Source organism: Neglectibacter caecimuris (genome assembly GCF_034335015.1).
Classification (GTDB): Bacteria; Bacillota; Clostridia; order Oscillospirales; family Acutalibacteraceae; genus Acutalibacter; species Acutalibacter caecimuris_A.
Window position 1 is genome coordinate 18,381 of record NZ_JAWXXK010000009.1, and the last position, 14,921, is coordinate 33,301.

Genomic DNA, 14,921 nt, shown 5'->3' on the forward strand with positions numbered 1-14,921 from the left:
GATCCCTCCTGCCAAAAGAGCATACGCCTACTTATACTATTTCATTCTATCACAGAAACCGATACGATTCAATCTTTTTTCTGCCTGAATTCACAAAATTTAGGGGTTTTTTCTTGGTTTTTGGAAATGAAGCCCCAAATATGGGATTTTATAGAAGCGTTTTGCTTGATGATTGCAAGTTGTCAGAGGGAAAATGAGCAATTAGCAATTAAGGGTAAGGACAGAATTCGATAAATTGGGATTTGGCGTGTTAGTCCTTAGTAGTTGGTTGTTAGAAAAGGAAAAGGCTTCTCCAAATTGTCATCCTGAGTCACCGAAGGTGGCGAAAGATCTCGTCCTTTTGCTCTTTGCTTCAGAAGTAAGGGCGAGATTCTTCGTTCCGCAGAATGATAAAAAAGAGAACAACTTGCCTTTCTCTAACGGCTAACAGCTAACAACCAGGGCTTGTTTAAAAAATCGCAAACGCCGTCTTTTTGCACAATGCGGACGGATTTCCGCGTTGGAAATCCTCGACAGGCGTCAGCCTGTCCTGCGGTTTCCGCCTTGAAACCATCTCGCCTTGTACAAAAATCCGCCATTTTCTCTATTTTCAAACAAGCCCTAGTTCGCCAAACATAATTTATCGCATCTGTCCAGCTTCCAGGGTATCCAGCGCCTAAAAAAGTCGCCGCCGCAAAAGTTCAAATTTTGCGGCGGCTGTTTTGGTTTACTTGACAAATTGAAAAGAAAAAGAGCGTCATTTTACAAAATGTCATAAGGAGGGAGAGCCTGGAGAATGCCCAGGGCGGCCCTGTCTCTGGCTCCGGTCTTCGGGTTCAGGGTAGAGCGAAGGTTATAAAGATAGCCCGTTTCGCCATAGCGCCCCGGTTTTTCAGTGCGATAGCGTGTTTCGTCACCACCCTTGCGCACAATACCATGCTGTCGCTGCCGGGAAAAAGCTCTCTTTCCCAGGCAAGCTCGCATTCCAAATTCAAAAAGCATTCTTGAATTCTGGGAGCGTTTACTTTTACGGCGGGCTCTGCGGAAAGGCCGGAAGCGGCGATCTCATCTGTGTCAAAATCATTTTGATGAATGGAGCGCATACAGGCGGCAAAGTATTTCTGGGAGGGGAAGTTTACCACCAGACAGCCGGTTTCTCGCACGGAGACGTACATGTGCTGCCGCTTGTGGACATTGGCAAAGATCGTGTAAAATCCGTCCGAACCACCTGAAAAGGTACACCAGGACTGCATTGCCACATTGGGCTTGCCGTTGCTTTTATAGCTCGATACGGCCACCAGAGGAGACGGGATCGCCGTCACATATTCCATCCAGGAAAAGCCGTACAGGGAGCTTTGCTCGATCCTTTCCGGATAGGAAAAGAACTCGCGCTTCACAGGGCGCCGCCCTTTTCCCGCTCCAGTGCCGCCATCAGCTCCCGGCAGCGGCGGATTCTGGCCCCCTGGGGCTTGTCGCCGTGCTCGGGGTCGTTGGAAAAGCTTTGCAAAAGCTCGCAGGGGAAGCTTTCACATTCCCCGCAGAAGGTGACGCCCCTTTCCATGGCGCATTTTGCCACCTCGCAGGCTTCCTGATCCGCGGAGACGTGGAAGGGCCGCCCCTTTGTGGCGATACAGCCGCCGCAGTGGCAGCTTTCCACAAATTCGCAGCCGACACAGTCCAGTCCGCAGTATGTGGTGATCTCCTGTTTCAAATCCTGAAGCTTACTCATTTCACACCATTCCTTTTTGAAAAAATATGGGCCTTCTCCCGCCTGCTTCAAAGTATGACGGCAGGATATGTTGTCATTTAATATAACAGAAAAAACAGGACAGCTAACTGTCCTGTTTCAGGTTGAGCTTCTAGTTATGAAAAACGGAAGGGGGAAGAGTGTGAAAAAGCTGCTTTGCAGCTTCCAGGGACCATCAGGGTCCCTCTCTCGCGTTTCAATCAGAACCTCTTGGAAAAATCATAGATTTTTTCAAGAGGTTTGAGCGGGGCGAAAAGCTTTTTCGACACGCTCAAACAGGACAGCTAACTGTCCTGTTTTGCATAGTGGGAAAGAAAAAATTCCCCCTGTTTTTTCAGGTCCTCCCGCAGCTTTGGCGGGGAGAGCACCTGAACGCTGCTTCCAAAGGAAAGCACCCAGGAAAGCATGGAGCTGTAAAAGGTGAAGTCCACGGAAAACCGCAGGCGGCCGTCCGGCTCTGTGGAAAAACAGCCGGGGCCGTATTCCTCGATCAGCCGGTATTTTACTTCTGGGTCAAAAACGGCCTCCAGCCGGTAGTTTTCCTGCCAGGTCTGTTCAAAATCCAGCTTTTCCTCCGGCACCCTTCTGTGAGAAAAGCCGGTGGAGGTCAGCCGCGGCTCCCACAGCCGGGAAAGCTTAAAAAGCCGGAAATCCGTCCTTTCCGTACACCAGGCCAGCAGATACCAGTCCCCCCACTGAAAAACCACGTAATAGGGCTCTACCGTGCGGGCCGACTCTCCTTTTTCCGAGTAATAGCGGAAGGTGACAAGCAAGGAACTGTCGATGGCCCGGCGAAACAGGGAAATTTTTTCCGTCAGGCTGTCGTGATAATGGGAGGCGAGGTCGATCAGCAAGGGCGAAGAGCCCCTTTCCGAAGGGGAAAGCTTTTCCTCCAGCACTGCCCGGTGGGGGGCGGGAGAGACGCTGTCGATCCCCCGAATGCCGGAAAGAATGGCGTGCAGCTCCTCCTCTGTAAAAAGCTGCCTGGAAAAGGTGTAGCCCGGGGCAATGGAGATGCCGCCGTTTCGGCCCTGCTCGGTGACAATGGGAATGCCCGCCATGCAAAGGGTTTCAATGTCCCGGCTGATGGTGCGCCGGGACACCTCAAATTTTTCCGCCAGAAAAGGTGCGGTGACCTTATCCCGGCGCAGCAGCGCCGCCAGAATACCTAAAAGTCTGTCAATTTTCATAAGCGTAAAATCCTTCTACCGGATGCCGGACGGGGGGGAATTAGTAATTAGCAATTAGCAAGGTCAAGGGCATAAGCATTGCTGGCAGTATAAGGGTTATCACCAACGCCTGATAAATATGAATTTATCAGGCTTTAAATGTAGGGACAGCCCTCTGGGCTGTCCGCAAATTACGTACAAATTCCCCGGACAGCCCGGAGGGCTGTCCCTACAGCATGTTGCCTTTCCTTATCGATAAACTATAGGGAGTCTCTAAAAACTCAGAAAAATGCACTTGTAAAGCCTGTAAAAGGCCGATTTTTCTAAATCGTTTCATCGGAACAATGAGTTTTTAGAGGTTACCTATAATTTAGCGGTTACCCGCTCGCTCTCCACCTGTCATTCTGAACGAAGTGAAGAATCTCGTCCTTTGCCCTTTTTCCGGAATCAAGGTCGAGATTCTTCGTCAAGAAAGCTATAGCTTTCTGCGTTCCTCAGAATGACAAAAGAGAGAGCGTTCCCTTTTCTAACGACTAACAACTAACAGCTAACAGCTAACGATTGGTTCGTTAAACTACAATTTGCCATCTTAACCTTCCGGTCGGGTCAGAAGCCAAACTTCCGTACCAAGTGGGGGCACGAGTGGCCGCGGCGTCTCGCCGCAAACTACAATTTGCCATCTTAATCTTCTGGCCGGGTCAGAAACTATCCTTTCGCACCAAGTAGGGACACGAGTGCCCGCGGCGCAACCGCCGCCGCGCTGGTGATTTTTAGAAATGGATCCGCTCTTCCAGATAGGAAACAAGCGCCTCGATGGGCATGCGCGCCTGCTCCATGGAATCCCGGTCGCGAACGGTAACGCAGTTGTCGGCAGGAGAATTCTCGTCGCCAACAGTCTGGAAGTCCACTGTGACGCAGAAAGGCGTACCGATCTCGTCCTCCCGACGGTAGCGCTTGCCGATGGAGCCGGTCTCGTCGTAATCGGTCATAAAGTGCTTGGAGAGCAGGTCGCGAATTTCCAGCGCCTTGGGCCCCAGCTTCTTGGAAAGGGGCAGCACGGCGGCCTTATAGGGGACCACAACAGGGTTCAGATGCAGAACCACACGGCTGTCATTCTTTTCCGCGTCCAAAAGCTCCTCGTCGTAGGCCTCACACAGCAGGGCCAGCACTGTTCTGTCCAGCCCATAAGTGGATTCGATGATATAGGGAATGAATTTCTCGTTGGTTTCCGGGTCCAGATACTCCTGCTTCTGGCCGCTGTATTCCTGGTGGCGGGTGAGATCGAAATCGGTGCGGTTGTGGGTGCCGTTGATTTCGCCCCAGCCGAAGGGGAACAGGAACTCGATATCGCAGGCCGCCTTGGCATAATGGGCCAGCTTTTCGTGGTCGTGGAAGCGCAGGTGCTCCGCGGGAAGACCCAGATCCTCAAAATATTGCTTGCCGTACTCCTTAAAATAGGTGTACAGCTCCTCGTCGGAGCCCTCCTTGCAGAAGGTCTGGAATTCCATCTGCTCAAATTCGATGGTACGGAAGGTGAAGTTCCCGGGGGTGATCTCGTTGCGGAAGGCCTTGCCGATCTGCCCGATGGAGAAGGGCAGCTTTGCCCGCATGGTGCGCTGAACATTCAGGAAATTGACGTATTCCCCCTGGGCGTTTTCCGGGCGCAGATAAATGACGCTTTTGCTGTCGTTGGTGACGCCGCGATAGGTTTGGAACATCAGGTTGAATTCCCGGATATCCGTAAAATTGTGTTTGCCGCAGTTGGGGCAGGGAATGTGATGATCCTTGATATATTGGAACATCTCTTCCTTTGTCATGCCGTCGGCGTGGGCCTCAGGGTCGAAATCGTCGATGAGATTATCGGCCCGGTGGCGCATTTTGCATTCCTTGCAGTCCAAAAGAGGGTCGGAGAAAGAGGCAACATGGCCACTGGCCTCCCATACCCGGGGGTGCATCAGAATATCGGCGTCCACCTCATAGCTGTTTTTCCGTTCCTGAATGAAGCGCTTTCGCCAAGTGTCCTTTACATTGTTTTTGAGCCTTGCCCCGAGGGGGCCGTAGTCCCAGGTGTTGGCAAGGCCGCCGTAAATATCGCTGCCGGGGAAAATGAAGCCCCTGGTTTTACAGAGGTTCACAATTTTTTCCATGGTTTTTTCCGTTTGATTCATATGTTACCCGCTCCTTTTTTCAAAAGGGCCGCTTACCGTTTTCCGGAAGCGCCCTGTGGGATCTTCGCTAAAAAACCGAACGAGAAAGCCGCTGAAATTTTAAGGCGCTAACCGGGAATTGTGCGGTGGCGCCTTAAGCTTTCTGGTGCCGGAAATGAAGCTCGGTGTTTTTTCAGTATAGCATTTTTCCCCGGCGAATGCAATGAAAAATCGAAGACCGCAATGGGCGGACGAAAAAACAGACTGGCATTGTCCATTTGGACAATGCCAGTCTGCCGAATAAGGGAAATATAGGGAATAGAAATAATCCGTTGAAAGGGGAAAACTATTGCGCGTAGCCTACCGCACGAAGCAGATACACATAATAGCCCTTGGAAGTGGGAACGTCTTTAAAGGGACTTTCGGGGAATCTCTTTGTCAGCTGCTCCACGGTATCGGAATCGGGCTGGAAGCCGGCGGCGGAGGCTGCCACAATGACCGCTTCCGCACGGGTGATCGGGCTGCCGGGGCGGAACTTGCCGTTTCCATCGCCATGCAGGATCCCCTTCTCTACCAGAGCGTTGATGGCCGGAGCCGCCCAGTTTTTCACGCCTACATCGGTAAAGCTAGCGGAAGGAGCGGAAGCAATGTCCAGCTTCAAAATCGCCGCAGCCAGGCTGCTGGCCTCAGCGCGGGTGATAGAGGCCTCCGGATGGAAGGTGCCGTCCTCATAGCCTGCCACCAGGCCCTTCTGTTCCGCAAAGGCGATGTAGTTCTCATACCATTTGCCCAGAGGAATATCGGAGAAGGAGCAGGTGCCGTAATTGTGATCAGGATCGAAATCCTCACAGAGGGCGGAAACCAACATACGGAGGAATTCGGCCCTGGTCACGTTTTTATCGGGTTTAAAGGTGCCGTCTTCGTAGCCGCTGACAAAGGGAACACTGACGATCTCAGGCTCTTTGGAACTGTCGTCAGGCAGCTGAGAGGGCTCGTTATCGGAGTGATCGGGAAGATCGCCGCTGTTGTCCGCGCCGTGAGAGGGCTCATTGGACTCGGGCTCATCGGTATAGACCCAATTCATCTTCTGGTCCAGAATGCGCACGGGCAGCAGAGAATCGGAGCCGTTGGATTTGCCCAGGCGGTAGTTGGTGTTGTTTCCGAAGGAATACAGCGAGCCATCGGTGGATACACCGAAGGTGTTGTCGCTGCAGGCAAACAGCTGCACGAAATCAAAGGAAGTTTCCGTGGGGGTGCTGTAGCGTTCAGTATTGCCGCTGCCCAACTGACCAAACATACCGTAGCCCCAAGCGTAGACAGCACCGTCATTGGATACGGCGAAATTGTGATAAGAACCTGCGCTGACGCAGCGAATTCCAGCCATGACCTGCGTGAGACCGTTGGAGGAATAATCTTCTATGCCGATCTGGCTGAAGGTGTTGTCGCCGCCGGCCCACAGAGATCCATCCTTTTTCAACAGACATGCATGCATTTTTCCAGTGCTGATATCCTGTGTATTCTCCGCTATTTTCACGGGATGATCTATAGCCCCTTCTGAGGAATTTTCATCGGAATCCGGAAGAAGAGAGGAAATGTTACCCCAGCCATACACAGAGCCATCGTCCAGTAAGGCCAAGCCAAAGGAATTACCCAGGCTGACCTTTTTTACGCCGCTGTCCAAAATTCGGATAGGTTCAGCAGAGGACTCCACTGAGCCGGTACCCAGCTGAAAGGACCCATTCTGTCCCCACGTGTAAAGGGCGCCCTTTTTATCGATATAGGCGGCAAAAAGATCCTCAGCCTCTACCTGAGCGACATTTCTTGCCAACACAAGGCCGTCCTTGGGAGCGGCAATATCAGTAGCGGGCTCAATTCCATAAGAACGGAGCTGCCCGTCAGAGGATACTGTCAAAGTGCGATTAACGGATACGGAAGCATCTTTTACTCCGCGTTGCACAAGAGTCGGTTCAGGGGAATAAACCAGTTCTGAACCGGGGAACTGACCGCGCTCATTGGTTCCCCAGAAGTACAGCGTGTCGCCGGAAAGAGCGGCGGTGTGGGTGGGAGAGCTCCATACGGAAATGTCGTACTGCGTGGGCGCGGTACCGGCAGCGGTGCTGTTTAAGGCAATCCCAGCGGCCAATACAGCGGCAAGGCCCAGACAAAACAGGCCGCGAAGCTTTCCGCCAGATGGATGATGAGAATTTTGTTTCAAATCAGGTTCCCTCCTTATTGTTAGTATCCAGCAGATCCGCTTTTGTACTTTATTAGTGTATGCAAGACCTCATAAAGCTAAAAAACGGAAAAAGGCCATAGTTATAGAATTACTCGACGTTATTATAGGGGATAAAATTTCCGTTGTCAATGGAGAATTCTCCGAAAAAACCAAGTTTTTTTGAAAAAATTACGGAGCGTATAGCGCGATTCTAAAATTTTTTGTATCGCAGCTTTACCGCTTCTAGAGTCAGGAAATCCTAACACCTCTACATTTTGTATAATTTTGAAAATTCCCACAGAAATTTTCGTGGTTTCTCAGAAGAAAGCAGTTGCTTTCCTGAATTTTTCACAAAGAAAAAGCAAGAAAATTTGCGGAAAAATATTGACGTTTTTTCCATTTTGGATATAATGTTAGTATATGTAATAAATGATAGGGGTGCTGTGCCCATTTGGCAAAAAGAAACCGCAAGACCTTGCGGGATAGGGAACGAAATTTACAGAATGTTGATTTTTCGGAGAGCGGCAGGAAAGCTGCTCCCGGAGAACAAAGTGTTTTGAGGAGGCAGGAATTCAATGAAACAGTGGAAAAGGGTGGTCGCACTCATATTAACATTGCTCCTGGCGGTCTACGGGTTGCCGGTGGTTCCTGCTGTGCAGGCGTTAAAAATAACAGCGGAAGAGGAGACTCCTTTTTCTGATTTGGAAACGGAAGAAACCGCCGCGGTTCCGGATACCCGGATGCGCTTTGTGCAGACCGGCTTTGACGCGACTACCGGTATTCTCACTATGAGTTTACAGATCAAGCCGGAGCCCGGCGCACGGAATGAAACCGTGCGGGAAGGCGTGTTCGTGTTTCAGACGGATGGAAACCGGGTAGTTCCCATTACCCGTCCCCGTGCGGATCCGCAGCCGCCCTTTCTGACAGAAGAGCGCAGAGCGATCCGGGCTTATAATGGAAAGATCGCGGCGGTACTTTCCAACCGCAGCACCATGCCCCAGGCCGTACAGGAATTCCTGGCCACGGAAAAGGCAAAGATCATCTCCGATACGGGAGATTTTGAAATGGCCATGAGCTCTCAGAACCTGTATTCCCGCTATACAGGATATTTGGTATCCGGCGCCCGGAAGGATCAGGGGAATACCAGCATGCTGGACTGCTATTTCCAGTTCTACTTTAACGAAGGTGAATTTCCGGAGCCCGATGAAGAGGGCTATGTCACAGTAATTGATTTGGATTTTCAATGCTATGACAACATGAACCCTGCTGAGAGTACAGAGATGCTGTTTTCCGGCTCTATTCACGTTCCCGAGACAGCCAAGGAAGCTCAGGAGATCGTAGATCAGTTCTATTATGAGAACTCCGCCGGAGAAAAGGTTTCCCTGGCCATGGGCGGCGCGGGCTTTATTCAGAAGTACAGAGATGAATATTATTCAGCTCAGGAGGGCGAGGCCTATTATTATTACGATGAGCCGCAGCTTTCCACCTGGAGAAAGAATGGCAGCGCTTCCCGCACTACATGGAGCCGGAATCCCGCGCAGAGCATTGCGGGAGAAGAGGCTCCCGGTGTTTGGTATGATAATGTCAATGTTAAATATTTAGTAAGAAGCCTCTCTGTAGGCAATAACAATACTGTCAGCGGCGACACCATAGAAGACCCGGAGCATCCCGGCCAGGGCATTGAAATTCCGGATCCCGATTTCCAAAGACCGACCAATTCTTCCGGCGTGGTGATCGAAAGCGGCCGGTATCCCCGATATGATATTCCCACCTATGAGCAGTCTCAGCAGAACGATACAGAGGGCAACTGGATTCCGGAGGGCCATCAGGGGAACGGCAAAAGACCTGCTTTGAAGTATTACGCGGGCACGGAGACTTCGGGCACGACTTCTCCGGAGCATGACGATTTTGAGGGTTTCTTTACAGGGCTCAAATGGGAATTTATTTTGAACGATGATATTTCCCTGGAAAGCTGTGAGGTCACGGAGGAAAGCGGAGAAGGAAAGCTGGTTCCCACCGTCAACGGGGAATATTACCGTGTAAAGGAAGCTACCCTGACAGACCCCAAGCTGGAAGGCTCGAAGCTGGTGGGGAAAAAGCTGTGGGTAGTATATAAGGTATTAGATCCTGAAGATCCCAACCTGGACGAATACTTTATGAAAGCACCGGTAGGCGTTACGCTGGATATGGTGCCGTCGGAGATCACCTATGCGGATGAATTCCTGGAAGGACCTGAGCAGGAAATCGTTCGTACAGATGTGGCCGCGCCTCAGCTTCATGTGACTCATGAGGCTGCCAATCTGGATAATCTTCTTTGGCACACCGAAGCTGCTGGTCCGGTTATCACCGGGCAAAAAGCCAGGTTTGCCATTCGGGCGATTTTTGAAATGGATGGAAAAGCGATCCATGGAGATATGATCGATATCGGCCTGTATAAGGGTACTGTAGTTCCGTCTGCGGTAGGCACGCAGACGGAGAATTTGGTGAGCAGCGTGACAAACTCTGCCGGAGAACCGGTGGAGGGCTTCTGTGTGGGCAATACGGCGCTGGACGGCTCCGGCCAGGAAACGATCAAGGATGTAATTTCTCAGGGAACCAGCCTTTATGGTTTCCTGTACGATCAGTACCAGGCTGCTTATCAGGATAAATGGCCTGCCTTGGAGCTGGTTCCCACTTCGAATACACAGAAAATCTATACTGCGTTTGGAAAAAGCTGTCCCTTTGAGATCACTCGGGGAATAGGAAATTCGTATACTATTATATATAGGGACGATACAAGTGTAAATGATGTGGTAGAAGGAGAGCATATCCTTCGGGCTACTTATACAGAGCCGGGCGGAACGAAGATCACGGAGGAAAAAACAGTTTATGTCAGCAAGCCAAAGGATCGGCTTTCCTATATGCGCACCTCTCTGACCAATAGTTACCAAATGCTGGGTATGAAAGAGGTAGAGGAAAACGGCATAAAAGGCACCGTTTATCAGTTGAGCTATGAGGTGCCCGCCCGCAATATCGACAACAAGGTTGCCACCAATACCGAATATGTCCGTATTATGGAGTTGGCAAATCAGTGGCGGGATAAGGACGTGATGCCCGAAGAGCTTTTGAGGCATGACTTGGTTTCCGGGCTTCGCCAGGACGCCAATGGGGCTATCGATGTGGCAAAGGCCAGACAAAAAGGTTTTACCATTTCTTATGAGCTTTCTTACCCGGACGGCGGAGCTCCTCAGGGTGTTTATTTACAGGAAATGAACACACAGGGGAAATTTACCTATAACAGCAACACGCTGGAGGGGGCTCGCTTCAACCTGCGCATCACCGCTGCCTTTGAAGGGGAAACCCGGTTTGTGGAATATCAGTTCCAATTTACGAGAAAGCCCAGAAGCCTTCAGCAGATCGCAATTTATCCCCCTGCCCATCAGACCGGGTACACCATTATGGTGCCCTTGAAGGCAGAGGGCACTGCTGACCGGTTATTGGACGTAGTTCCTGTTGACCAGTACGGCAGCCAGTGGGATTGGGGCGCGGTGGAGGAAGCGTATGCGCCCGGTGGCAGGTTGAACCAGGAAGGGGTCCATTACGATCCCTGGAGCGTCTATGTAGAAGGGGAGCTGCCCGATGGAGTTTCCCTGACGGGCGCTAACAATACTCATGTTACGGTAGACACCACGGCAAGAACCTCTGAATTTAAGATCTACGCCCAGTTTGGCTCCTGCCGCTCCAATACGGTAGCGGTGAACATTGTACGGGAGCCCAGCAAGCCCACTACTGTGCAAAATTTGATCTATAACGGCACAAATGAGATCACGCCTTCCACAAAAAATGGAAGGGACGAAACTTATACTCCTTCGGTGCAGGTGTACGACCAGTACGAAGACTTGATGGCAGATTACAGCGCCAGATGGAGATACACAGTTTCCCCTGCCTCCGCCGCGGGAGATATCAGCGTTGACAGCGGCACCGGGGCGCTGACCGTGAAGAAATGCGCAGCGGACTGCGATGTGACCATTACCGGCGTTTTCGTGCAGAACGGAAGCAGCCGTTCCCGAAGCATTACGGTAGAGGTGCGGCGCGAACCTGCCCGCCCGGATTCTGTGGAGATCAAGGAAACGGAAGTTCCCTATGTGTTCAGTACAGATGGAGGAGCTGTATTGCAATATCTGACCGCTTCCGGTACCACACAGTATGGCGATGATCAGGTGTTCCAGCAGGGAGATTTGGCCTGGCGGCTGGATGCGGTGAAATTCCCCGATGCCACCCTGTATCGGACCACGCAGGTGCCAAACCCGGATAACCCCAGTGAAATGATCGATATGGAGACGGGAGATATCCCCCACGACCTCAGCAGCAATTCTTACAGCGCCCGGGGCGTGGTGACCTTCACGGCCGGGGGAGGGCTGCGGTTCTCCAGCACTACCTTGGCCAACAATATTCCGCAGGAGATCACTGTGACGGTGGTCGGCGCCAACAGTGTGCGGAATACCAAGACTATTAAGATCACGAGAGACGCCTCTGTGCCGGACCGCCTGTATTTCCCGCAGGATATGGAGGTTTATAACAACGGCGTGCAAATCCCGGAAAACGGGAAAACAGTAACGGTGCCGCTGGTAGTTTATGTGAGAGATCAGTATGGTGTTGTTCTGGAAAACGCGCCGGTCAGCTGGAGCTACACCACTCCGCTGCCCAAGGGTGTTACCGTAAACACCACGGCGAAAACCGTTACCATCGATCACACCGCTTCTCCGGGTTCTGTGCCTATTGTAGCGGCCTGTGGCTCTCTGCGGAGCACGCTCTACCTTTCCCTCCGTCAGGACGAAGCGCTGGAGCCCAGAGCGGTAGAATTTACCGGAATCAAAAATTCTTCCGGAACGGTGCAGCCTATTCCGGCGGGGAATGAAGTTACCCTTCCCCTTCCCGCGCAGACCGGGCAGGGCTATGAGACTTATACGGCTGTATGGGTCGTTCGGGACCAGTTTACGAACCCCATTTCCAAAATGGTAAAGTGGACGGTAGAAAATGCCAGCCCCGGAGTACAGGCGCAGATCTATGATGAATATGCCGGAATGGTGCGGTTGTATTATACAGCTCAGGCTTTGCAGGATCTGCGAAACGGCGCAGACGTGGGCTTTACCCTGCGGGGTGCCGCGAAAGATGACACCACTGTGTATGAGGACCTGAAAATTCATCTGGATCTGGATGATGCCGCACCTGCTTATGCGGTACCTGTAATGACCGATGCGGGCGAGGGCTCTGTAATAGAAAACGGCGTGGTAAAGCCGGTGGTGCCGCCGAAGGGCGCCGCCGCCAAGGAGATCATTATAGATGCCGAGGTCTACGACCAGTACGGCAGAAAAATGCCGGAAGAAACAGCGGATATCAAGCTTGTTACAACAGCGCCGGGGCTGCGGCTGACGCAGGCGGCCGGTACCAGCCGGGGAACGTTGTACGTGAATTCCACCGTAACGGGCCTTTTGGTGACCTTGCAGGCCACGCCTCATGGAAAACCGGAAAACGTTCGGGACGAAAGCTCCCTGCTGGTGGTTTTGAGCAAGGGTACCGCCTATGCTTATGAATTGTATCTGGCGGAAACCAACCAGTACCGGTTTGATATCCCCTATTGGAACAATAAGCAGATGGCGAATAAACCGGATCCAGATTTTGCCGATCAGCTTACCCTGCGCGCCGAGGTGGTAGACCAGTACGGCGCCTGGATGCGGTCTGATTCCGCCCTGTATCACCCCCTGTGGGAGTTTGTGGGCGACCATACCGGCGTGGAATTTGCCACTGGCGATACTGACGGAGACGGGATCGCGGAAGGCGAGGACGTTACCTTTAACATTACGAACCGGGCGGTGCCTGCCGGGCAGCTGAGCCACACTGTGACCCTGCGGCTGCATACCAGCAATCAGGCCGAGGACCGGTACTTTACCAAAACAGTTACCCTGCGGCTGAACCGCGAGGAGCCGGAAAGCACCTATCTGTATATCACCGGGGCCGATGAAAACGGCGTGGATACGCCCCTGCAAAGACCCTATGCGAAGGATAAGTCTGTGGTCTATCAGTTTGATCCGGTGGTGTATGATCAGTACGGTGCTCCTGTGGAAGATGCTGAGATCGCAATGGATCTGGATCGGTCCGTGCTGGAGGGCCTGAACAATATTCTGGTAGAGGAGATCTACAAACGGGGCGAAAGCGCCGAAAACGGCAATCTGCCCATCGAATACAAGATATACCGAGTGGAGTACAGCGGCCCGGAGGACGAGACCGGAACAAAAACCCTGATCGCGGAATTTGACCGGCTTACCGGAGAGCTTACCGTTTATACCGAGTGCGATTGTCTTGAGAAGCTGGCTTTCACAGCCAATTATGAGCCCTTGGGCGAGGCTGGCTTTAAGAAACTGACAGTTCCCATTATTCAGGAAGAGCTTCGCCCCTATACAGTGAAGATCAACCGCACTTGCAAAGATTTCGTAATGGCGGGCAGTAAAGATCCCATTCAGGACTATGTTTATACAACGATCTATGACCAGTACGGCGGAATTTACACCGGGAACGTTTCCATTCAGTGGAGCCTGATGCTGCCGGAGAAGGACGAGGGCGGAAATTACCTGCCCTATAATGTGGAGCTGGACGAAAAGGGCAACGAAAGGCCGCCCAGCCAGTTCCTGGTACTGAAAAACGACGCGCCCGACAGCACCACTACCTTGACGGTACAGCCGGAAAGCTTCTATACCAATAAGCTGATCCTGCTGCAGTGCCTGGTGATCGATACCCGGTATATGATGGATCAATCCCGCTGGGTATACGAATATTCCCAGATCAGTGTTCACCGGCCCTACAACAACACCGGAGTGACCGTTACCTTTGATGCCGGAGAGTACGGAAAGCTGGTAGGCGAAAGCCAAATTGCCATCACTTCCGGCGAAGCGCCCCAGAACCCGCCGGGTGTGAAAACAGTGGAGGGCTACGGCTTTGTGGGCTGGACCTCAGACGGTGAGATGGTGGTAGACGCCACGCAGATAGCCGTGTTTACCGATATCACCTACGTAGCGGTCTATAAAGATGTGACCACCACCAGGTTCCTGGAGGGTTATGGCGATAAGACTGTCCGCCCGGAAAATAAGATCACCAGAGCGGAGTTCGTTTCCATGGTGGTAAGGGCCCTGGGCGGCTTTGATTCCGAGAAAAATTACGGAAAAGCCTTCCAGGACGTAGCGCAGGGAAGATGGTATTCCAATTCCATTGCCTACGCGAAGCAGCTGAAGATCATAGACGGCTATGGTGATGGAACTTTCCGGCCAAACGCCTATATCACCAGAGGCGAGGCGGCCAGGATCCTGGCGGACGCCGCGAAGCTCACTTCAGGAAAATCGGGCACCTTCCAGGACGTAAGGCCCGGTGCCTGGTATGAAAAGTATATTGAAGCTCTGGCGGAAGCCAAGGTAGCAGACGGCTATGAGGACGGCACCTACCGTCCGGAAAAGCACATCACCAGGGCGGAGGCCGTGAAGCTGATCGTGATGATCACGAAGAACGCTTTGAACGACCTGGAGCGCACCAACATTCAGAAGTACGCCTATTGTCCATTTATTGATATCGATAAGAGGCATTGGGCTTATGCATATGTCCTACGTGCGGCGGGTATCGCCTAACCGTTGCGGGAA

6 protein-coding genes are annotated in these 14,921 nt (G+C 52.1%); 1 reads left to right on the top strand and 5 read right to left on the bottom strand.

The window, feature by feature from the left end; translation table 11 throughout:
- Nucleotides 1–815: 815 nt before the first annotated feature.
- The 5 genes from U8T64_RS12180 to U8T64_RS12200 form a co-directional block, all read right to left on the bottom strand.
- The gene (locus tag U8T64_RS12180; protein WP_322183842.1) at nucleotides 816–1,376 is read right to left on the bottom strand and encodes a flavin reductase family protein; all 561 of its coding nucleotides are present in this window, start codon (nucleotides 1,374–1,376) and stop codon (nucleotides 816–818) included.
- The gene (locus U8T64_RS12185; RefSeq protein WP_322183844.1) at nucleotides 1,373–1,708 is read right to left on the bottom strand and encodes a DUF3795 domain-containing protein; all 336 of its coding nucleotides are present in this window, start codon (nucleotides 1,706–1,708) and stop codon (nucleotides 1,373–1,375) included. The genes U8T64_RS12180 and U8T64_RS12185 overlap by 4 nt, the downstream gene beginning before the upstream one ends.
- A 302-nt stretch (nucleotides 1,709–2,010) precedes the next feature.
- Nucleotides 2,011–2,916, bottom strand: a complete 906-nt coding sequence (locus U8T64_RS12190) for a helix-turn-helix transcriptional regulator (RefSeq protein WP_322183846.1) — start codon at nucleotides 2,914–2,916, stop codon at nucleotides 2,011–2,013.
- Nucleotides 2,917–3,665: 749 nt separating this feature from the next.
- Nucleotides 3,666–5,063: a glycine--tRNA ligase gene (locus tag U8T64_RS12195; protein WP_322183847.1), complete on the bottom strand. Its 1,398-nt coding sequence runs from the start codon at nucleotides 5,061–5,063 to the stop codon at nucleotides 3,666–3,668.
- Nucleotides 5,064–5,388: 325 nt separating this feature from the next.
- Nucleotides 5,389–7,257, bottom strand: coding sequence for an RCC1 domain-containing protein (locus U8T64_RS12200; protein ID WP_322183849.1), 1,869 nt, complete (start codon nucleotides 7,255–7,257; stop codon nucleotides 5,389–5,391).
- A 575-nt stretch (nucleotides 7,258–7,832) separates the two neighbouring features.
- Here U8T64_RS12200 and U8T64_RS12205 point away from each other — a divergent pair.
- Nucleotides 7,833–14,909, top strand: a complete 7,077-nt coding sequence (locus tag U8T64_RS12205) for an S-layer homology domain-containing protein (protein WP_322183851.1) — start codon at nucleotides 7,833–7,835, stop codon at nucleotides 14,907–14,909.
- The last annotated feature ends 12 nt before the right edge of the window (nucleotides 14,910–14,921 follow it).